This window comes from Limnohabitans sp. Hippo3 (assembly GCF_003063665.1).
Taxonomy (GTDB): Bacteria; Pseudomonadota; Gammaproteobacteria; order Burkholderiales; family Burkholderiaceae_C; genus Limnohabitans_A.
Map to the genome: position 1 here is coordinate 141,514 of NZ_NESF01000003.1, position 20,241 is coordinate 161,754.

General features: G+C 60.1%; 17 protein-coding genes. 11 read left to right on the top strand and 6 right to left on the bottom strand.

Features of this window, described 5'->3' with window-relative positions; all coding sequences use genetic code 11:
* Positions 1-99: 99 nt before the first annotated feature.
* The gene (gene gshA / locus B9Z34_RS06500; protein ID WP_108427299.1) at positions 100-1,395 is read left to right on the top strand and encodes a glutamate--cysteine ligase; all 1,296 of its coding nucleotides are present in this window, start codon (positions 100-102) and stop codon (positions 1,393-1,395) included.
* Between the two features lie 112 nt (positions 1,396-1,507).
* Positions 1,508-3,376 (top strand): potassium transporter Kup, encoded by a 1,869-nt coding sequence (locus B9Z34_RS06505; RefSeq protein ID WP_108427363.1) that lies wholly within the window; start codon positions 1,508-1,510, stop codon positions 3,374-3,376.
* 117 nt (positions 3,377-3,493) lie between these two features.
* On the opposite strand, the gene asd is transcribed toward B9Z34_RS06505, so the two are convergent.
* The gene (gene asd, locus B9Z34_RS06510) at positions 3,494-4,351 is read right to left on the bottom strand and encodes an archaetidylserine decarboxylase (protein WP_108427300.1); all 858 of its coding nucleotides are present in this window, start codon (positions 4,349-4,351) and stop codon (positions 3,494-3,496) included.
* Between the two features lie 228 nt (positions 4,352-4,579).
* Here asd and B9Z34_RS06515 point away from each other — a divergent pair, with 228 nt between their 5' ends.
* Positions 4,580-5,509: an ATP-binding cassette domain-containing protein gene (locus tag B9Z34_RS06515; protein WP_108427301.1), complete on the top strand. Its 930-nt coding sequence runs from the start codon at positions 4,580-4,582 to the stop codon at positions 5,507-5,509.
* Between the two features lie 2 nt (positions 5,510-5,511).
* The gene (locus B9Z34_RS06520) at positions 5,512-6,318 is read left to right on the top strand and encodes an ABC transporter permease (RefSeq protein WP_108427302.1); all 807 of its coding nucleotides are present in this window, start codon (positions 5,512-5,514) and stop codon (positions 6,316-6,318) included.
* Between the two features lie 26 nt (positions 6,319-6,344).
* On the opposite strand, the gene B9Z34_RS06525 is transcribed toward B9Z34_RS06520, so the two are convergent.
* On the bottom strand, positions 6,345-6,869 hold the full coding sequence (locus tag B9Z34_RS06525; protein WP_108427303.1) for a hypothetical protein: 525 nt from the start codon (positions 6,867-6,869) through the stop codon (positions 6,345-6,347).
* A 129-nt stretch (positions 6,870-6,998) separates the two neighbouring features.
* Entirely contained in the window at positions 6,999-8,243 is a 1,245-nt protein-coding gene (locus B9Z34_RS06530) for a glycosyltransferase family 4 protein (RefSeq protein ID WP_108427304.1), read from the bottom strand.
* A 111-nt stretch (positions 8,244-8,354) separates the two neighbouring features.
* Here B9Z34_RS06530 and B9Z34_RS06535 point away from each other — a divergent pair, with 111 nt between their 5' ends.
* The 3 genes from B9Z34_RS06535 (at position 8,355) to B9Z34_RS06545 (ending at position 11,167) form a co-directional block, all read left to right on the top strand.
* The gene (locus tag B9Z34_RS06535) at positions 8,355-9,203 is read left to right on the top strand and encodes a 3-hydroxybutyryl-CoA dehydrogenase (RefSeq protein WP_108427305.1); all 849 of its coding nucleotides are present in this window, start codon (positions 8,355-8,357) and stop codon (positions 9,201-9,203) included.
* Positions 9,204-9,313: 110 nt separating this feature from the next.
* Entirely contained in the window at positions 9,314-10,120 is an 807-nt protein-coding gene (locus B9Z34_RS06540; protein WP_108427306.1) for a crotonase/enoyl-CoA hydratase family protein, read from the top strand.
* Positions 10,121-10,147: 27 nt separating this feature from the next.
* On the top strand, positions 10,148-11,167 hold the full coding sequence (locus B9Z34_RS06545) for a serine/threonine protein kinase (protein WP_108427364.1): 1,020 nt from the start codon (positions 10,148-10,150) through the stop codon (positions 11,165-11,167).
* A 129-nt stretch (positions 11,168-11,296) separates the two neighbouring features.
* On the opposite strand, the gene htpG is transcribed toward B9Z34_RS06545, so the two are convergent.
* The 3 genes from htpG to B9Z34_RS06560 all read right to left on the bottom strand — a co-directional run bounded on the left by htpG (position 11,297) and on the right by B9Z34_RS06560 (position 15,303).
* Positions 11,297-13,267, bottom strand: a complete 1,971-nt coding sequence (gene htpG / locus B9Z34_RS06550) for a molecular chaperone HtpG (RefSeq protein ID WP_108427307.1) — start codon at positions 13,265-13,267, stop codon at positions 11,297-11,299.
* Positions 13,268-13,528: 261 nt separating this feature from the next.
* The gene (locus tag B9Z34_RS06555; protein WP_108427365.1) at positions 13,529-14,437 is read right to left on the bottom strand and encodes a pseudouridine synthase; all 909 of its coding nucleotides are present in this window, start codon (positions 14,435-14,437) and stop codon (positions 13,529-13,531) included.
* A 155-nt stretch (positions 14,438-14,592) separates the two neighbouring features.
* Positions 14,593-15,303, bottom strand: a complete 711-nt coding sequence (locus B9Z34_RS06560; protein ID WP_199220082.1) for a Crp/Fnr family transcriptional regulator — start codon at positions 15,301-15,303, stop codon at positions 14,593-14,595.
* A gap of 156 nt (positions 15,304-15,459) precedes the next feature.
* Between B9Z34_RS06560 and B9Z34_RS06565 the strand changes: the two genes are divergently transcribed.
* Genes B9Z34_RS06565 through B9Z34_RS06580 form a run of 4 tightly spaced genes read left to right on the top strand, consistent with a single transcriptional unit; the run spans position 15,460 to position 20,216 of the window.
* A complete protein-coding gene (locus B9Z34_RS06565; protein WP_108427367.1) occupies positions 15,460-17,406 on the top strand; it encodes a long-chain fatty acid--CoA ligase in 1,947 nt (648 codons plus the stop codon).
* Positions 17,403-18,185 carry an ABC transporter ATP-binding protein gene (locus B9Z34_RS06570; protein WP_108427308.1) on the top strand — a complete coding sequence of 261 codons (783 nt, stop codon included), beginning with the start codon at positions 17,403-17,405 and terminating at the stop codon, positions 18,183-18,185. The genes B9Z34_RS06565 and B9Z34_RS06570 overlap by 4 nt, the downstream gene beginning before the upstream one ends.
* Positions 18,186-18,197: 12 nt before the next feature.
* Positions 18,198-19,127 carry a branched-chain amino acid ABC transporter permease gene (locus tag B9Z34_RS06575; protein WP_108427309.1) on the top strand — a complete coding sequence of 310 codons (930 nt, stop codon included), beginning with the start codon at positions 18,198-18,200 and terminating at the stop codon, positions 19,125-19,127.
* Between the two features lie 12 nt (positions 19,128-19,139).
* Positions 19,140-20,216: a branched-chain amino acid ABC transporter permease gene (locus B9Z34_RS06580; RefSeq protein ID WP_108427310.1), complete on the top strand. Its 1,077-nt coding sequence runs from the start codon at positions 19,140-19,142 to the stop codon at positions 20,214-20,216.
* The last annotated feature ends 25 nt before the right edge of the window (positions 20,217-20,241 follow it).

Below are 20,241 nucleotides of genomic sequence, written 5' to 3' on the forward strand. Positions count from 1 at the left end.
ACAAGCCCCTCGCTTCTGTCCGGTCAGTGCTTGCAAAGGCGTTCTCCGGCCCCATATGATTCTTTTGTTTTTGTCATTTCAGCCCCATAAAGGTCGCCCATGGTTCCCCATCTTGTCACTGCCCTGACCGGCCCCATCAATGAGCTGGAGCAGCGCATCCTCGACTCCATGCCCGCGATTGAACGCTGGTTCCGGTTGGAGTGGATGGAGCACACCCCACCGTTCTACACCTCGGTCGACATCCGCAATGCCGGCTTCAAGCTGGCCCCGGTGGACACCAACCTCTACCCTGGTGGCTGGAACAACCTGACCCCCGAAATGCTGCCTTTGGCGGTGCAGGCGGCCCAGGCGGCCGTGGAGAAGATCTGCCCCGAGGCCAAAAACCTGCTGATCATTCCGGAAAACCACACCCGCAACACCTTTTACCTGACCAATGTGGCGCAGCTGCAGCGCATCTTCCACATGGCGGGTTTGAATGTGCGCCTGGGCTCGATCAACCCCGAGATCAAGGAAACCACCACCATCGAGTTGCCCAACGGCGAAAGCGTGACGCTCGAACCTGTGGTGCGCAGCAAGCACCGCCTCGGCCTGAAAGACTTCGACCCCTGCACCATCTTGCTCAACAACGACCTGTCGGCAGGTGCTCCGGGCATTCTCGAAGACCTGCACGAGCAATACCTGCTGCCGCCCTTGCACGCGGGCTGGAGCGTGCGCCGCAAGACCAAGCATTTCCAGAGCTACGAAGAGGTGGCCAAGCGTTTTGGCAAGCTGCTGGGCATCGACCCGTGGCTGATCAACCCCATGTTCAGCCAGTGCGGCGATGTCAACTTTGCCGAAGGCACGGGCATGGACTGCTTGCGCAGCAATGTGGACGCGCTGCTGACCAAGATCAAGCGCAAGTACAAGGAATACGGCATCAACGAAAAGCCGTTTGTGGTGGTCAAGGCCGACAACGGCACCTATGGCATGGGCATCATGACGGTGCGCGATGTGGCCGATCTGGACGCGCTCAACCGCAAAACCCGCAACAAGATGAATGTCATCAAGGACGGCCAGACCGTCAACGACGTGATCATCCAGGAAGGCGTGCTGACCAACGAGCGCATCAACGACGCCGTGGCCGAACCCGTCGTTTACATGATGGACCGCTATGTGGTGGGTGGTTTCTACCGTGTCCACGCCGAGCGCGGTGTGGACGAAAACCTGAACGCCCCGGGCGCGAGTTTTGTGCCTTTGGCCTTTGCCGACACCCCCCACCTGCCCCAGCCGGGCGTCAAACCCGGGGCCAGCGTGCCCAACCGCTTTTACATGTATGGCGTGATTGGCCGTTTGGCCATGCTGGCGGCCAGCTACGAACTCGAAGCCACCGACCCCGAAGCCGAGGTGTACGACTGAAGTTGCTGCGCTGCAACAAAATCCCCAAAGAGACGGTGACACGGGCCTGAAATCGGGCGCAAAATAGCGCCCTTGTATGTCATCCGGCTTGACCCGCGTCAGGTCATTGCCTGTGTCTTCCACCCGTTCTTCTCTTGTCGCATTGACTTTGGGCGCCATCGGCGTCGTGTACGGCGACATTGGCACCAGCGTGCTGTATGCGATGAAAGAGGTCTTTGGCTCCGGCCATGTGCCTTTCACGCACGACAACGTCTACGGCATCCTCTCCATCTTTTTCTGGACGCTGACCACCATCGTGTCGGTCAAGTACGTGGTGCTGGTGCTGCGCGCCGACAACCACGGCGAAGGCGGTTTGGTGGCCATGTTAGCCCTGGCTTCGCAATCGGTCAAAGACCGGCCCCAGCTGCGCAAAGTGCTGTTGGTGGTGGGCATCTTCGGGACCTGCCTGTTTTATGGCGATGGCGTCATCACCCCGGCGATTTCGGTGCTGTCGGCAGTCGAAGGCCTAGAGGTCATCTCCCCCGCTTTCAAGAAATATGTCATCCCGCTGACGCTGGTGATCCTGTTCGGGCTCTTCTGGGTGCAAAAGCGTGGCACGGCCGGGATCGGCCAATTCTTCGGCCCCATCACACTGGTCTGGTTTGTCACCATCGCGGTGCTGGGCGTGTCACACATCGTGCACCACCCCGAAATCTTGTTCGCCATCAGCCCGCACTATGCCCTGGGCTTCATGTGGAACGAGCCCGGCACCACGTTCATCATCTTGGGTGCGGTCGTGCTGTGTGTCACAGGCGGCGAAGCGCTGTATGCCGACATGGGGCACTTTGGCAAAAAGCCCATCCGCCTGGCCTGGTTCAGCGTGGTCATGCCGTGCCTGACCTTGAACTATTTTGGCCAAGGTGCATTGCTGCTGGCCGAGCCCGAGGCTGTGAAAAACCCCTTCTTCATGATGGCCCCGGACTGGGCCTTGCTGCCACTCGTGGGCCTGGCGACCATGGCCACGGTGATCGCCTCGCAGGCCCTCATCTCGGGTGCCTTCAGCGTGACCAAGCAGGTGATCCAGCTGGGTTATTTGCCACGCCTGCAGGTGCTGCACACCAGCGAAACCGACACCGGGCAAATCTACATGCCCTTTGTGAACTGGGGTTTGTTCACGGCCATCGTGCTGGCTGTGGTGATGTTCAAGTCGTCCAGCAATCTGGCCGCAGCCTATGGCATTGCGGTGTGCACCGACATGCTCATCACCACCGTGCTCACCTTCTTCGTGATCCGTTACGCCTGGAAACTGCCGCTGGCGCTGTGCATCGGGGCCACTGGCTTTTTCTTTGTGGTCGATCTGGCCTTCTGGGCGTCCAACCTGCTCAAGCTGTTCGACGGCGGCTGGTTTCCGCTGCTCATCGGCGCGGCCGTATTCACCCTCATGCTGACCTGGCACGACGGCCGCAGCTTGCTCAATGAGTCACTGCGCTCCGACGCGCTCAAGCTGAATGATTTTCTAGAGGCGGTTTTCGTCGCCCCGCCCACGCGGGTCGAGGGCACGGCCGTGTTCCTGACGGCCGAACCTGGCAATGTGCCCAATGCCTTGCTGCACAACCTCAAGCACAACAAGGTGCTGCACCAGCGCAACCTGTTTGTGACGGTGCGCAGCCACGAAGTGCCGCGCATGGACGCCCAGCAGCGTCTGGAAGTCACCCCGCTGGGTCACGACTGCTGGCAGGTCATCGTGAACTACGGCTTCAAGGACAACCCGGACCTGCCATCGGCCTTGGCCACCATCGAAGGTGAGGGCTACCAGCTCGACCCGATGATGACCAGCTATTTCCTGTCACGCGACATCGTGATCCCGACCATCGGCGGCGGCATGGCCACTTGGCGCGAAAAACTCTTCGCCCAGATGCACCACAACGCCAGCGCTGCGGCCGAGTTCTTGAACCTGCCGACCAACGCGGTGGTCGAGCTGGGCTCCAAGATTGAAATTTGACCCCCCAATGTCACACCCGGCTTGACCGGGTGTCCATGACTTCTGGATACCTGCATTCGCAGGTATGACAAAGCAATGAATCGGGGGTGGCCCTGTTTAATTGGGGTCAGATCCCAATTAAATCAACGCGCCCATTGCCTCACCCATGGCAATCGGCCGCGTGGCTGTCCAGTCGGGGTTGAACTGCATCACCCCTTTGGGGAACAGCATCACCACGGTAGAGCCGAGCAAAAAGCGGCCCATCTCTTCGCCTTGGGCCAGGCTGATGTTGCCCATCTCGTAGGTCCACTCTCGCACCGTCCCCGGGCGCGGTGGGTTGACCACCCCGTGCCACACGGTCGCCATGCTGCCCACAATGGTGGCACCCACCAGCACCATCACAAATGGGCCGTGCTCGCCTTCAAACACGCACACCACACGCTCGTTGCGGGCAAACAAGCCCGGCACACCACGTGCCGTGGTCGGGTTCACCGAGAACAGATCGCCCGGCACGTAAATCATGCGGGTTAGGCGACCTGCGCAAGGCATGTGGATGCGGTGGTAGTCGCGTGGGCTCAGGTACAAGGTGGCAAATTCGCCATCCTGAAACTGTGCGGCCAGTGCTGCGTTACCGCCTACCAAGGCGCGAGTGCTGTAGCTGTGGCCCTTGGCCTGAAAGACTTGATCGCCAGTGATGGGGCCGCACTGGCTGATGGCGCCATCCACCGGGCTGACGAAATCAGCCGCAGCCAGTGGACGCGCATCGCCGCGCAGGGGGCGGGTGAAGAATTCGTTGAAGCTTTTGTAGCTGGCCGTGTCCGGGTTGGCTGCTTCGGCCATGTTCACGTTGTAGCGCTTGACGAACCAGTCAATGATGCCGGTGGTCGCGCTGCCCCATTGGCTGCCCGCCACCCAGCCCGCAAAAGCAGTCAGGGCTTGTTTGGGGATCAGGTACTGCGGCAAGACCGCCAGGCGGTCAGAGAAAGAGCTGGACATGGAGAGGCCGCCGGGGCGTTTCTGAAGGAGGCCCCGATTTTATCGGTCAGCCTGCCCGGGTTTCCCCTTGTGGAGGCCCTTGTGGGAGGCTGCCCTGCGGCCGAATGCTTGCTGTGGCCAATCGGTCATTCGCGAGCAGGGGCTCGCTCCCACATAAGTCTGCTCTATTCCCTGCGGGAGGCGGCCCCTGCAGCCGAATACTGACGAACCAGCAGGCACAATCTGCGCATGAACTCCCCATTGCTTTCGGTTGAACATCTGGTCAAACGCTACGGCGACACCACGGTGGTGAACGACCTGTCTTTCCACATCGAGCCCGGCGAATGCCTGGGCGTGATCGGCCCCAACGGCGCGGGAAAAACCACTACGCTGCGCATGTGCCTGGGCTTGTCCGAGCCAGGCAGTGGCAGCATTCGTTACTTTGAAGGCCGGCAAATGCCGCGTGACGCGCTGGCCATCAAAGCCCGCTTGGGCGTGGTGGCACAAATGGACACGCTGGACCCGGACTTCACCGCCGAAGAAAACCTGCTGGTCTTTGGCCGCTACTTTGGCCTGCCCGACGCTGTGATCCGAGAGCGCATTCCGCAGCTGCTCGAATTTGGTGCCCTCAGTCACAAAGCCCAAGCCAAGCCCGGCGAGCTGTCGGGCGGCATGAAACGGCGCTTGAGCCTGTCGCGCGCCCTCATCAACCACCCGCAGCTCTTGATGCTGGACGAGCCCACCACGGGCCTGGACCCGCAAGCGCGCCACCTGATGTGGGAGCGCCTGCAGGTGCTGCTGCAAGAGGGCAAGTCCATCTTGCTGACCACCCACTTCATGGACGAAGCCGAGCGCCTGTGCAGTCGCCTGTTGGTGCTGGACCAGGGCCGCAAGATCGCCGAAGGCAAACCCCGTGACCTGATCGCCGAGCACCTGGAGCCCGAAGTGGTGGAAGTGTTTGGCCAAGGCGCGGTGGCGTTGGCGCACGAAGCCAGCTTGAAAGCCCTGGCCGGGCGCGTTGAGGTCAGCGGCGAAACGGTGTTCTTCTACACCGAGGACAGCCGCGCCTTGATGCACGCCCTGGAGGCCTGGCCCGCGCTGCGCACCTTGCACCGACCTTCTAATTTGGAAGATCTGTTTTTGAAATTGACCGGACGCCAGATCCGGGAGGAAGGCTGACCATGAGCCAAATTCAAAACAACATCTGGGCTGCGCCCCGCCTGTCCATGCGCTGGTGGCCTGTGTTCCAGCGCAACTGGCTGGTCTGGAAAAAGCTGGCCATTCCCAGCCTGGTGGGCAACATTGCCGAGCCGCTCATGTGGTTGGTCGCCTTTGGTTACGGCCTCGGGGCCTTGGTCGGGCAGATCGAGCTGGGCGGCGAAAAAGTGTCCTACATCCTGTACCTGGCCAGCGGCAGCATTTGCATGAGCGCCATGAATGCAGCCACCTTTGAGGCGCTGTACTCGGCGTTTTCGCGCATGCATGTGCAAAAAACCTGGGACGGCATCATGAACGCCCCGGTGCGGCTGGACGATGTGGTGCTGGCCGAAATGCTCTGGGCCGCGTTCAAAGCGCTGTTCACCGTCACGGCCATCCTGGGCGTGATGCTCGCTTTGGGCATCAGCCACAGCTGGAAGCTGCTGGTCGCTTGGCCCGTGCTGCTGGGGGTGGGCATCACCTTCAGCTGCATGGCGCTGATCTTCAATGCGTTGGCCAAAGGCTATGACTTCTTCACCTACTACTTCACCCTGTTCCTCACGCCCATGATGTTCCTCTCGGGCATCTTTTTCCCGCGTGAGCAACTGCCCGGTTTCGTGCGTGTGATCGCCGATTGGCTGCCGCTGTCGGTGGCGGTGGACTTGGTGCGGCCTCTCTTCATGGACCGCTGGCCGGATCAAGCGCTGCGCCATGTGCTGGTGCTCGCGGGGTTTGCGGTGGTGTCGTTTTGGGTGGCGTTGGCGCTGACTAGGAAGCGGTTCAGGAGCTGACCAGAAACCTGGCCGATGCGGCGCGATCAATGGGCGCGCTTGAAAGGCAAGAACAGGTTTGTTCTGTCTTTGATTTCGGGCATGCGACTGGCATTTTTGATCGCCATGTAAAACACCCATAACAAGACAAGCCGCATCAGCAGGAACACGGTGAAAAAAGGTGTGGGATTGGCCAATCGCTCGGGGTAGACCGTGAAAATATCAGAGACCAGATTCGTTAAACCCACCACCAAGGCTGCACTGAATACGATGGCGGGGTACCAGTTTCTGAGGTACGAATAAGAACCCACCGTCAATGCGCTCAGCATGAACCAGCCTCTGAAGTACAGGAAGTTTTGCAGTCGAGCTTGGTTGACAGGATCTGGACTAAGCATTTTTGCAGCGCTGGCGGAATCGAACAGCAACCAAAGCGCAGCAATCAAAATCATCAAAAATGCGTAGAAGAATCGGGCCGGGAAAAATTTATCCACCGATTGACTGGGCACGGCGCCCCAGCCTTGAATAAGCGCTTCCAATTCCTCGGCACTGACCAGCGGTTTGGCTTCTTTCATGACGCAAGGGCTTTTGTCAGTAATTTCAATTTAATGATTTTAAAGAAATTGCTGATGGGGCATTGCTGTCCGGTCAACTTGGCAAACGGGGTGGCCGTTTCGCTTTTCGCAGTGTTGGAAGCGCTGCTTTCAGGGGCGGGCCAGTTCTTGGACCCATTTCATCTGCTCAGGCAAACACCGCGTCTCCAAATCGTAGTGTTCCACCGCAAACGCTCGTGCCTGAGCCCCCAGTCTGGCCCTTTCAGCCGGGTCGTCGCACAGCGCAATCACCTGCTGCGCCAGCGCCGCAGGATCAAAGAAGTCCTCCAGTTGCCCGGTTTCGCCGTGGCGAATCGCTTCGCGAACCGGGGCGGTGTCGCTGGCCACGATGGCGCAGCCTGCACTCATGGCTTCGAGCAGGCTCCAGCTCAGCACAAAGGGGTAGGTCAGGTACACGTGCACGGTGGACACTTGCAGCACCCGCAAGAAATCGGCATAGGGCACCTTGCCCACAAAGTGCACCCGTGACAGGTCCAACTCGCCTTTGACTTCGTTCAGGAAAATTTCGCGCCACGTTTGGGCTTGGCCATCGGGCCCCGGTGGCGGCGCAGCGCCGTAGCTGACTTCGTTGCCACCGATGATCACCACGCGTGCCTTGGGGCGGGCTTTGAGGATGGCGGGCAGAGCCCGCATGAATTGGTGGTAGCCGCGGTAGGGCTCCAGGTTGCGGTTGACGAATGTGATGACTTCATCGTCACGGCCCAGTTGCAATACGCCTTGCGCGGTTTGCACCCGGATGCGCGCGCTGGGGTCGGGCTTGATCTGGTCGGTGCGGATGCCGTCGTGGACAACGGCGATGCGCGAGGCAAAAGGCTCGGGGAAGAGCGAGGCCTGCCAGTGGGTGGGTGCGATGCCCGCGTGCGCACGCGGAAAGTGCAGTTCGTAGTTAGCGTTTTTCATCTGCAGACGGCAAGCGCTGTCGGCCTCGGGTGGGCCAAACTCCGGGTCAAACCCGGTGTCGGCGCCTTGGGCTTGGTAAAAAAACTCGCAATAAATGCCCAGCCTCGCTTGCGGCCAGACATGCTGCAAAAACAGGCTTTCGCCCCAACCGGGGTGGGCCACGATGACATCGGGCGCAAAGCCTTGTTCGCGCAGCTTCAGGGCGGCTTGCCAGGCGGCTTCGCCCCGCAAGGTTTTGACTTCCAGGTCGGCCAGCCAGCGGTGTGTGCCTTGCCCGGGGCGAGCTGTGACGGCGTAACGCACCAGCTCCACGCCCGGCACAGGCGGGCAGGCGTTGATGTGCAGGGCCACCACGCGGTGACCCTGGCGTGCCATGGCGGGGGCCAGATGCTTGAACTGGCCGGGGAAATTCTGGTGGACAAAAAGGATGTTCATGGTGTCTTGCCTAAGGATGAATCATCGCATGTCGACAGGGCGTCAGGTAGGCGTGAACCCGTCCCGTTAAGATGGCTGTTGAACCTATTTATCCAGTTTGAAAGGAAGAACATGAGCATCCAGACCGTAGGCATCATTGGCGCAGGCACCATGGGCAACGGCATCGCACAGGCGTGTGCGGTGTCGGGCATTCAGGTGGTGATGGTCGACATCTCGGACGCGGCCGTGGCCAAAGGTGTGGCCACCGTGGCCAGCAGCCTGGACCGTCTGGTCAAGAAAGAAAAAATCAGTGAAGCCGACAAGGCCGCAGCGCTGGCCCGCATCCAGGGCTCTAGTAACTACGACGACCTAAAAGGCGCCCAGCTGGTGATCGAAGCCGCCACCGAGAACCACGAACTCAAGGTCAAGATCCTGAAGCAGCTCGACGCCCTGCTGGCCCCCAATGTGATCATCGCGTCCAACACCTCGTCGATCTCGATCACCCAGCTGGCCGCCGCCACGCAGCGTGCGGACCGCTTCATCGGCATGCACTTTTTCAACCCCGTGCCCATGATGGCGCTGGTGGAAATCATCCGCGGCCTGCAGACCAGCGATGCCACGCACGACGCGGTGCACGACATGGCGCTGGCCCTGGGCAAGACCCCGATCACTGTGAAAAACGCCCCCGGCTTTGTGGTCAACCGCATCCTGGTGCCCATGATCAACGAGGCTTTCTTTGTGCTGGGTGAGGGCCTGGCCGAAGCCGAAGCCATCGATGCTGGCATGAAGCTCGGTTGCAACCAGCCCATTGGCCCGCTGGCGCTGGCCGACATGATCGGTCTGGACGTGTGCCTGGCCGTGATGGAGGTCTACCTCAAGGAGTTCGGCGACAGCAAATACCGCCCCAGCCCCTTGCTCAAGGAAATGGTGGCCGCAGGCCGCCTGGGCCGCAAGACCGGGCAGGGCGTTTACAAGTACTGAGGTCCTATTCCCTGTGGGAGCGAGCCCCTGCTCGCGAATGTGTGCATTGGACACTTCACGCATTCGGCTGCAGGGGCAGCCTCCTACAGAAATACAACAGAGCGAGTGCCATGAACACCACCCCTCATCCCGAAGGCCAGATCGACTGCTCTGTGCATGGCGCGGTCCTTCAAATCTGTATCAACCGCCCTGCCAAGCGCAATGGCTTCACGCCCAAGATGTTCCGCGAACTGGGCGAAGCCTACACCCGGCTGGATGACGACCCGGCCCTGCGCGTGGGCGTGCTGTGTGCGGCGGGTGCGCATTTCACGGCTGGGCTGGACTTGCCCACCATCGCGCCGCTCATGCAACGTGGCGAAAAGTCGGTGCCGCTGGGCTTGGTCGATCCGCTGAACCTGGGCATGGACGGTTACCGTCGCCGCGTCAAACCCATGGTGGTGGCTGTGCAGGGCATCACCTATACCTTGGGCATCGAGCTGATGCTGGCCGCCGACATCGTGGTCGCGGCCGACGACTGCCGGTTCTCGCAACTGGAGGTGCAGCGCGGCATCATGGCCACGGGCGGGGCCACGCTGCGCATGGCCGAACGGGCGGGCATGGGCAATGCACTCTTGCATTTGCTCACGGCCGATGTGTTTGACAGCGCCGAAGCCCTGCGCCTGAACTTTGTGCAAAAGGTGGTGTCTGCGGGCAGCCTCTTGCCCGAGGCCCTGCGCATTGCCGAGCAGATCGCCGCCCAGGCCCCGCTGGCGGTGGTGGCCACACGGCAAAACGTGCTCAAAGCGGTGGAGCATGGCCCGCTGGTGGCCATGCACGACTTTTTGTCCGTGCAGCAACGCTTGTCGTGCAGCGAAGATGCGGCCGAGGGGGTGCGCTCGTTTGTGGAAAAACGCGCCGCACGTTTTACCGGCCAGTAGACGCCGGGCGTGCGCCACAATCGGTGCATGACCGATGCCCACGCCTTGCACCCCTACGCCGAACTCACCCCTGACCGGGTGATGGACGCCCTGACCGATCTGGGCCTGTGGCCCGACGGCCGTTTGCTGGCGCTCAGCTCTTACGAAAACCGTGTGTACCGTGCGCACCTGGACGAACCCGTGCAGGGCCACTCTGCGTTGGTCCTCAAGTTTTACCGGCCGGGCCGCTGGAGCCAGGCACAGATTCAGGAAGAGCACGACTTCGCGGCCGAACTCCTGGCCAATGAAGTGCCCGTGGTTGCGCCCCTGGTGCTGAACGGCCAGACCCTGCACCAAAGTGCGGGCTTTGATTTCTCGGTCAGCCCTTTGCGTGGTGGCCGCACGCCCGAGCTGGACGATTTTGAAGTGCTCGAATGGATCGGCCGCTTTCTGGCCCGCATCCACACTGTGGGCGCGGCCAAGCCCTTTGCGCACCGCCCCACGCTGGATGTGCAGACCTTTGCGCTGGAGCCCGCCGAGTGGCTGCAAACGCACCAAATGATTCCACTGGAAGTCGAGCGCGAATGGCGCGAAACCTTTGCGGCCGCACTGGCCTTGGTGCAAGAACAAATGGCGGAAGGTGCATCGGAACGCTGCCTGATTCGCCTGCACGGCGACTGCCACCCGGGCAACATCCTGTGGACACCCACCGAGCTGCCGGGTGGCGGCCCGCACTTTGTGGACCTGGACGACGCCCGCATGGGGCCTGCGGTGCAAGACCTGTGGATGCTGCTGTCGGGCGATCGCCGCCAGCGCACGCAGCAGCTGTCAGCCCTGCTCGATGGGTACGAGCAGGTGCGCGACTTTGACCGGGCGGAGTTGAAACTGATCGAGCCCCTGCGCACCCTGCGTTTGATCCACTACAGCGCCTGGCTGGCAAGGCGCTGGGAAGACCCGATTTTTCCGGTCAACTTCCCCTGGTTCGGCACGCCCGACTACTGGCGCGGCCAGGTGCTGATGTTGCAAGAGCAGGTCGAGCAAATGCAGGAAGCGCCGCACAGCGTTTGAAACTCAGCTAGGTGGGTCGGCTGTGCAAGCATTCGCGAGCAGGGGCTCGCTCCCACAAAGACCCCCAATCTTGTTCCCTGTGGGAGGCTGCCCCTGCAGCCGAAGGGTTACCTGCCCACTGCAGCGCGTTCAGCTCAACAACGCATTCACCCGCTTCACATAAGCCGCAGGGTCTTCGGGCAAGCCGCCCTCGGCCAGCAGGGCTTGGTCAAACAGGATGTGGGCCAGGTCGTGGAATTGGACCGAGCCGTCGAGCTTTTTGACCAGCGCGTGCTCGGGGTTGACCTCCAGCACGGGCTTGACTTCAGGGGCTTGTTGACCGGCTTGCTTGAGCATGCGGGCCAGTTGCATGCTCATGCCGCCGTCGGTCACCACCAGGCAGGCGGGGCTGTCGACCAGGCGGCTGGTCACGCGCACGTCTTCGGCTTTGTCTTTCAGCGCTTCTTTCAGCTTGGCCAGCACAGGCTTGAAGTTTTCGGCGGCGGTCTCGGCCGCTTTCTTTTCTTCCTCGTCCTGCAGCTTGCCCAGGTCCACCGCGCCTTTGGCCACGCTTTGCAACGGCGTGCCGTCGAACTCGTGCACAAAGTTGAGCGCCCACTCGTCCACGCGGTCGGTCATGAGCAGCACCTCGATGCCTTTTTTCTTGAAGACTTCGAGTTGCGGGCTGTTCTTGGCTGCGGCCAGGGTGTCGGCGGTGATGTAATAAATCGCGTCCTGGCCGTCCTTCATACGGGCTTTGTAGTCGGCAAAGCTGACGCTCACGGTGTCGCTGGTTGTGGACGCGAAACGCAGCAGCTTGGACAGGCGGTCTTTGTTGGCAAAGTCTTCGCCCAGGCCTTCCTTGAGCACGGCGCCGAACTCGGCGTAGAACTTCGAATACTGGCCTTGTTTGGCTTTGTCTTCTTCACTCAGGACATCTGTCACGCCATCGGCACCGGCCTCGGGGGCCTTGTCGTATTTGGCCAGGTCTTCCAGCATGGACAGCACACGCTTGGTGCAGCCTTCGCGGATGGCTTTCACGTCGCGGCTTTCCTGCAGCAGTTCGCGGCTCACGTTCAGCGGCAGGTCGGCCGAGTCCACCACGCCTTTGACAAAGCGCAGGTAGCTGGGCATCAGTGCTTCGGCGTCGTCCATGATGAACACGCGCTTGACGTACAGCTTGATACCCGCCTTCTTGTCGCGATTCCACAGGTCCATGGGAGCCTTGGATGGGATGTAGAGCAGCTGGGTGTATTCGGTGCTGCCTTCCACGCGGTTGTGGGTCCAGGTCAGCGGGGCTTCAAAGTCGCGGCTGATCTGTTTGTAGAAGTCGGCGTACTGCTCGTCGGTGATGTCTTTCTTGGGGCGGGTCCACAAAGCGCTGGCCTTGTTGATGGTTTCCCACTCGCCCGTCTTGACCATGCCGCCGGGTTTGCGGCCGCCGTTTTCGTCTTTGGGGTCGATCAGCTCGCCGTCTTTCCACTCTTCCTTTTCCATCAGGATGGGCAGGCTGATGTGGTCGGAATATTTGCCGACAATTTCCTTGAGCTTCCAGGTGTTGGCGTACTCCAGCGCGTCTTCGCGCAGTTGCAGGATCACGCTGGTGCCCCGCTCGGCGCGGGTGATGGTCTCGACCTCGAAGTCACCCGTGCCGCCGCTGATCCAGCGCACGCCGTCTTCGGGCTTGGCGCCTGCGCGGCGGGTTTCCACGGTGATTTTTTCGGCCACGATGAAGCCCGAATAAAAACCCACACCGAACTGGCCGATCAGCTGTGCATCGGCTTTCTGGTCGCCGCTCAGCTTGCTCATGAAGTCCTTGGTGCCGCTCTTGGCGATCGTGCCCAGGTGGTCAATGGCTTCTTGCGCCGTCATGCCGATGCCGTTGTCGGTGATGGTCAGGGTCTTGGCGGCTTTGTCGAAGGACAGGCGCACCTGCAACTCGGGCGCGTCTTCGTACAGGGCGTTGTTGTTGAGGGCTTCAAAGCGCAGCTTGTCGCAGGCGTCGGATGCGTTCGAGATCAGCTCGCGCAGAAAAATCTCCTGGTTGGAGTACAGCGAGTGGGTGACCAGGTGCAACAGTTGTGCGACTTCGGCCTGAAAGGCATGGGTTTGCTTGCTCATATCGGTTTGAAAAAGTTCAAGGATCAAAAGGTGAGATAACCAAAACGGTGCTTATCTGGGGGCGGGCGTTTGGAATTCAAGGGGCGAGGATGTGCGGGACAGGATCGCCTGGTTTTTGTGGGAGGTTGTCCCTGCGGCCGAAAGGGCAATGGCCTCATGGATTGAATTGGATCAGTGGTCTTTGCAGACATTCGCGAGCAGGGGCTCGCTCCCACGAAGGCCTGCTCTCTCAAGCCCGCAGATGAGCAAGCCCGTCGTACGTCAGAACGACTCGTTGGGACCCAAATAACGCCACTGTCCGGGCGGCATTTGGCCCAGCTGCACATTGCCCATGCGGATGCGTTTGAGGCCCACGACTTTCAGGCCCACTTGCTCGCACATGCGGCGAATCTGGCGCTTTTTGCCTTCGGTCAGCACAAAGCGCAGTTGCTCGGGGTTTTGCCAGTCGACCTTGGCGGGCTTGAGCGGTTTGCCATCCAGGCTCAGGCCATGGCGCAGGCGCTCCAGTTGCGCTTTGGGGAAGACGGCCTGCACATTGGCACTCACGCGGTCGAAGTCGCCAATGGCCGTGAGCTGGTTGGCTTTGCCGCCATAGGTGGCCGATGCGGCAGAGGCCGCCGCAGTGTTCTCGTGACCGGTGTAGGCCACGCGCACCAAATATTCCTTCTCCATCTCGGAGTCTTCGCCGATCAGCTGGCGCGCCACGCGGCCGTCTTGCGTCAGCACCAAAAGGCCCGTCGAATCAATGTCGAGCCGCCCAGCCGGGGCCAAGCCGCGCAGGTGCGGCGGGGTGAAGCGCAGTTTGGACGGGTCGCCCGCCCAGTGGCTGCGCGGGTTGATCAGGGTGATGGCGGGCTCGTGTCCGTCTTCGGCCTGGCCGCTCACATAGCCCATGGGCTTGTGCAGCAAGATGGTGACTTGCCGGTCTTGCTGCTGTTCAGCGGCTTTGTCGACGGTGATGCGGTCCGACAGCGTGACCTGCTGGCCCATGCTGGCGGGCTGGCCGTTGACGAACACCCAGCCTTGCTCGATCCAGGCATCGGCCTCGCGGCGCGAGCACATGCGCAGCTCGGCCATGCGCTTGTTCAGGCGCGAGGTGCCGCTGGGTGTGGCGGCTTCGCCCTTGCCTTCGGGGCGGGGGGCGCGTTTGAAAACCGGGGGCTGGGTCATGGTTCGGTGGGGCAAAAAGAAGTTGACCGATTGTCCGTTGTTTTTGTTGGGGGCAGAACATGGGTCCCTGGTCTGCCTTTTGCTGTAGGTCGATGGCTTCAGCCCCGACATGTGCTGGTGGGCCGCAAGCATGCGTCTGAGCTAAGGCCACCGACCTACAAAAACTGTGCTGTGCGCAGCCCCTGCAAATCCAGAATGCGCAGCCCGCCGTATTCCACGCGGATGAGCTGACGCGCTTCGAGCACGCGCAGCGCTTCGTTCACGCGCTGACGTGACAGGCCCACCAGATAAGCCAGCTCTTGCTGGGTGATGCGCAGCACCTCGCCCACACCGGAAAACAGTACCGGGTTGAACAAAGTGGCCAAGTGCCGGGCCAGGCGCAACTCGGGGTTGGTCATGCGGTCCAGTTCGCGTGCGGCGATGAACTGCCCCAGCCGCTCGTTGAGCTGCTGCATGATGAAACGGTTGAAGCCCAGCGAGTGGTCGATCAGCCAGTGAAAGGTCTCCAGCGGCAAGCCAGCGACCACGCTGGGGCGCAGCGGCTGGATGTTGTAGCGGTAGACCTCGCGCTTGAGTGCTGTGCCCTCGCCAAACCAGCCCCCGGGCGGCACGCCCGTGAAGGTCATGGTCTGGCCGCTTTCGTTGTCGCTGCTCATTTTCAGCAAGCCTGAGATCACGCCAAACCAAAAGGTCACTGGTCGGCCCACGCGGCACACATAGTCGCCCACCTGGGGGTCGCTCACCACCAGTTGCGGCACGATCTCCAGGCGCTCTTGGGGGCGCAGCAGGTGCAGCCACGGGATCATTTGCAGCTCGGATTCGGTGGGCGCGCGGCGGCGCTGGTACACGCTGTTTTCTTTGGCCATGTTGAATTTGATGTTTGTCAGGAACCGGTCAGATGGGCTAGGGGTCTTCCCTGAATTGTCGTCCAAACGACAACTTGGCGTCAAATGAGTGCCTACGATCCGCCCCAGTTCAGTCGCATTGCATTCGATGCACCGTTTTTGGAGACAGGTCAGGTCATGCAAACAACGTTTCCCCGTTTGATGCTCAAACACGCTGCCGAGCGCCCCACCGCGCCCGCCCTGCGAGAAAAAGAATATGGCATTTGGCAGGCCACCTCGTGGGCGGCCTTGTCCCAGCTGGTCGAGTCCATCGCCTGCGGTCTGCACCAGGCAGGCCTGCAGCGCGGTGAGCACCTGATCGTGGTGGGGGCCAACCGGCCTCGGCTTTACGCCACCATGCTGGCCGCCCAGTCGTTGGGTGCGATCCCTGTGCCGCTGTACCAGGATGCAGCGGCTGCCGAATGCGTGTTCCCCATCACCAACGCCGAAGTGCGCTTTGCCGTGGTGGAAGACCAGGAGCAGGTCGACAAGATGCTGGAAGTGCGCGAGCAGTGCCCGCAGCTGACCCACATTTATTACGACGACCCACGCGGCCTGCGCAAGTACACTGAAGATGGCCTCGGTTCGCTCGAAGAGCTGATCGCTGCAGGCGCGGTGTTCGCCAAGCAGCACTCCCAGTTTTTCTCTGAAGAAGTCGAAAAAGCCCAATACACCGATGTGGCCGCGATGTTCTTCACCTCGGGCACCACGGGCAACCCCAAAGGCGTGGTGCACACGCACAGCTCCTTGATCGACCGCGCCGAAGCGGGCGCTGAGTTTGACAAGTTGACCAACGCTGAAGACGTGCTGGCCTACATGCCACCTGCCTGGATCGGCCAGAACATCTTCAGCTACGCGCAGTGGTTGGTGTGTGGCTACGTGGTCAACTGCCCCGAGTCGGGGGCTACCGTGACCATCGACCTCAAAGAGATTGGCCCCACCTACTACTTCGCGCCGCCACGCGTGTTCGAGGGCATGCTCACCAGCGTGATGATCCGCATGGAAGATGCGGGCAACTTCAAGCGCAAGCTGTTTCACTACTTCATGGGCGTGGCCAAGAAAGTCGGTCCCGCTTTGATGGATGGCCAGTCGGTCGGTCTGATGGACCGTTTGGTGTACAGCCTGGGCAACCTCATGGTGTATGGCCCCTTGCGCAACAACATGGGTTTCAGCCGCGTGCGCGTGGCCTACACCGCAGGCGAGGCGATTGGTCCGGATTTGTTCACCTTCTTCCGCTCGATCGGTGTGAACATCAAGCAGCTGTATGGCTCGACCGAAACCGCTGTGTTCGTCTGCCTGCAGCCTGACAACCAGGCCCGTGCCGACACTGTGGGTGTGCCGTGCAAAGGCGTGGAGATCAAGGTGGCAGACAACGGCGAAATCCTGGTCAAGTCGCCCGGCTTGCTCAAGGGCTATTACAAAAACCAGAAAGCCACCGACGAAGTGCTCACGCCGGACGGCTGGTACCACACCAGCGACGCAGGCTTCATCGACAGCCATGGCCACCTCAAGATCATCGATCGCGTCAAAGACGTGGGCCGCATCCAGGGCGGTGCCAACGACGGCGCCATGTTCGCACCCAAGTACGTTGAGAACAAACTCAAGTTTTTCCCGCACATCAAAGAGGTTGTGGCCTACGGCGACCAGCGCGAGAAAGTCTGCGTGATGGTCAACATCGACTTTGACGCGGTGGGCAACTGGGCCGAGCGCCGCAACCTGCCTTATGCCGGATACACCGACTTGGCCCAAAAGCCCGAGGTGTATGAGTTGATCAAGGAGTGCGTGGAAAAAGTCAACGCCGACCTGGCCGAAGACGCTTTGCTCGCGGGCAGCCAGGTTTCGCGTTTCCTGGTCTTGCACAAGGAGCTGGACGCCGACGATGGCGAATTGACACGCACGAACAAGGTCCGCCGTGGCTTCATTGCCGACAAATACAAACCGCTGGTCGATGGCCTGTATGGCGGCAAAACCGAGCAATTCATCGAGACGGTGGTGAAGTTCGAAGACGGCCGTACCGGCAGCGTCAGCGCCACGCTCAAGATTTCCGACGCCAAAACATTCACACCCGTGAAGGCAGCAGCATGACCAAAAAAATCGGCGACGTCATCCTCGACGTCAACAACATCAGTTTGCGTTTCGGCGGCGTGAAGGCGCTGACCGACATCTCGTTCAACGTGCGCGAGCATGAAGTGCGCGCCATCATCGGCCCTAACGGCGCGGGCAAGAGCTCGATGCTCAACTGCATCAACGGGGTCTACACACCCCAAGAGGGCAGCATCACTTTCCGTGGCCAGACCTTTGACCACATGAACAGCCGCCAGGTGGCCGAGATGGGCATTGCCCGCACCTTCCAGAACCTGGCGCTGTTCAAAGGCATGAGCGTGATCGACAACATCATGTCGGGCCGCAACCTCAAGATTAAAAGCAACCTGTTCCTGCAGGCGTTGCGCGTGGGCCCGGCCCAGCGCGAGGAAGAGGCACACCGCGAAAAAGTCGAGCACATCATCGACTTCCTGGAAATCCAAGCCTTCCGCAAGACGGCCGTGGGCCAGTTGCCTTATGGCCTGCAAAAGCGGGTGGACTTGGGCCGTGCCCTGGCCATGGAGCCGCAAGTGCTGCTGCTCGACGAGCCCATGGCTGGCATGAACCTGGAAGAAAAGCAGGACATGTGCCGCTTCATCCTGGACGTGAACGACGAGTTCGGCACCACGGTGGTGTTGATCGAGCACGACATGGGCGTGGTGATGGACATCTCGGACCGCGTGGTGGTGCTGGACTACGGCAAGAAGATTGGCGACGGAACCCCCGAAGAAGTGCGCAACAACGAAGAAGTGATCAGTGCCTATCTGGGCACCAGCCACTAAGGAGAAAAAGACATGGCATTTTTTCTGGAAGCTCTTTTTGGCGGCCTCATGGCTGGCATGCTTTATGCGTTGGTGGCGCTGGGCTTTGTTTTGATTTTCAAGGCCTCAGGCGTGTTCAACTTTGCGCAAGGCGCGATGGTCTTGTTCGCGGCATTGGCCATGGCGCGGTTTTCCGAATGGATTCCCGGCTGGCTGGGCATCGAAGACAAGTTTCTGGGCAACCTGATTGCCTTCGTGTTGTCGGCCGCCATCATGTTCGTGCTGGCTTGGTTGATTGAGCGCTTCGTTTTGCGCCATCTGGTCAACCAGGAGGGCGTGACTTTGCTGATGGCCACGCTGGGCATCACCTATTTCCTGGACGGTCTGGGTCAAACGATTTTCGGAAGCGCCATTTATCAAATCGATGTAGGCATGCCCAAAGAGCCTGTCTTCCTTTTGGAATCGATTTTTGATGGCGGCGTTTTGATCAGCTTGGAAGATGTGTATGCAGCTTGTATCGCAGCGTTGCTGGTGGTTGTGCTGTCACTTTTCTTCCAGAAAACCAGTACTGGCCGCGCCCTCCGTGCTGTGGCCGATGATCACCAAGCAGCACAGTCGATTGGTATCCCACTCAACCGCATTTGGGTGATTGTCTGGTTCGTGGCTGGAATTACAGCATTGGTTGCCGGCATCATTTGGGGGTCAAAGCTCGGAGTTCAGTTCTCTTTGACAACCGTGGCTTTGCGGGCCTTGCCGGTCATCATTTTGGGTGGCCTGACCTCGGTGCCCGGCGCCATCATCGGTGGGCTGATCATCGGTGTGGGTGAGAAGCTGTCCGAGGTGTACCTCGGCCCCTATGTGGGCGGCGGCATCGAAATCTGGTTTGCTTATGTGTTGGCGCTGGTGTTCTTGCTGTTCCGTCCGCAAGGCCTGTTCGGCGAAAAAATCATCGACCGCGTGTAAGGAGAGAAAAACATGTTTTACAGAGAAAACGGTCAATTCAAGACTTCTTACCGCAGCGACCAGCAGATCTTCGCGATTGCGCAAGACCGCTGGGCCATCCTGGCGCTCATTGCCTTTGCGTTCATTGGCGTGCCCTTCATTGCCGATGAATACATGTTCCGGGCTATTTTGGTTCCTTTCCTCATACTCTCATTGGCAGCTTTGGGGGTGAACATCCTGGTTGGTTATTGCGGTCAGATTTCGCTTGGCTCGGGCGCTTTCATGGCTGTGGGCGCTTACATGGCCTACAACACCTATGTGCGGATAGAAGGTATGCCGCTGATTGTGGCGCTCCTTGCAGGGGGCTTCTTTGCTACTGTGGTGGGCATCTTTTTTGGTATTCCCAGCTTGCGAGTCAAGGGTTTGTATTTGGCTGTGGCCACATTGGCAGCGCAATTTTTTTGCGACTGGGCCTTCAGCCGCATAAGCTGGTTCACGAATAACAGCTCTTCTGGCTCAGTCGCCGTTTCTGATTTGCAGGTTATGGGCTGGTTGATTGATACGCCTGTTGAAAAATATCTTTTTTGCTTGGTATTTCTGGTCGTGTTTGGTTTGCTATCCAAAAATTTGGTTCGCTCTGCGATTGGTCGCGAGTGGATGGCCATCCGTGACATGGACGTTGCAGCATCAGTGATTGGTATTCGTCCGGTGTATGCCAAGCTCAGCGCCTTTGCTGTCAGCTCTTTTATCGTGGGAGTCGCAGGTGGTTTGTGGGGCTTTGTCCACTTGGGTTCTTGGGAGCCCGCTGCCTTCTCCATCGATAGGTCCTTTCAACTTTTGTTCATGGTCATCATCGGTGGCATGGGCTCCATCATGGGTAGTTTTTTCGGTGCAGCGTTCATCGTTATCTTGCCGATTTTTCTGAACCAATTCTTGCCAGCTTTAGGTGCTGTAGTTGGGATTGAGATTTCTACGGCAGCCGTATCGCATGCCGAATACATGATTTTTGGTGCATTGATTGTCTGGTTTTTGATTGCTGAGCCTCACGGTTTGGCCAAGCTCTGGAGCATTACCAAACAGAAGTTGCGGTTATGGCCTTTCCCGCACTGAGTGACTGTCCTTTGCCGACGCAGAC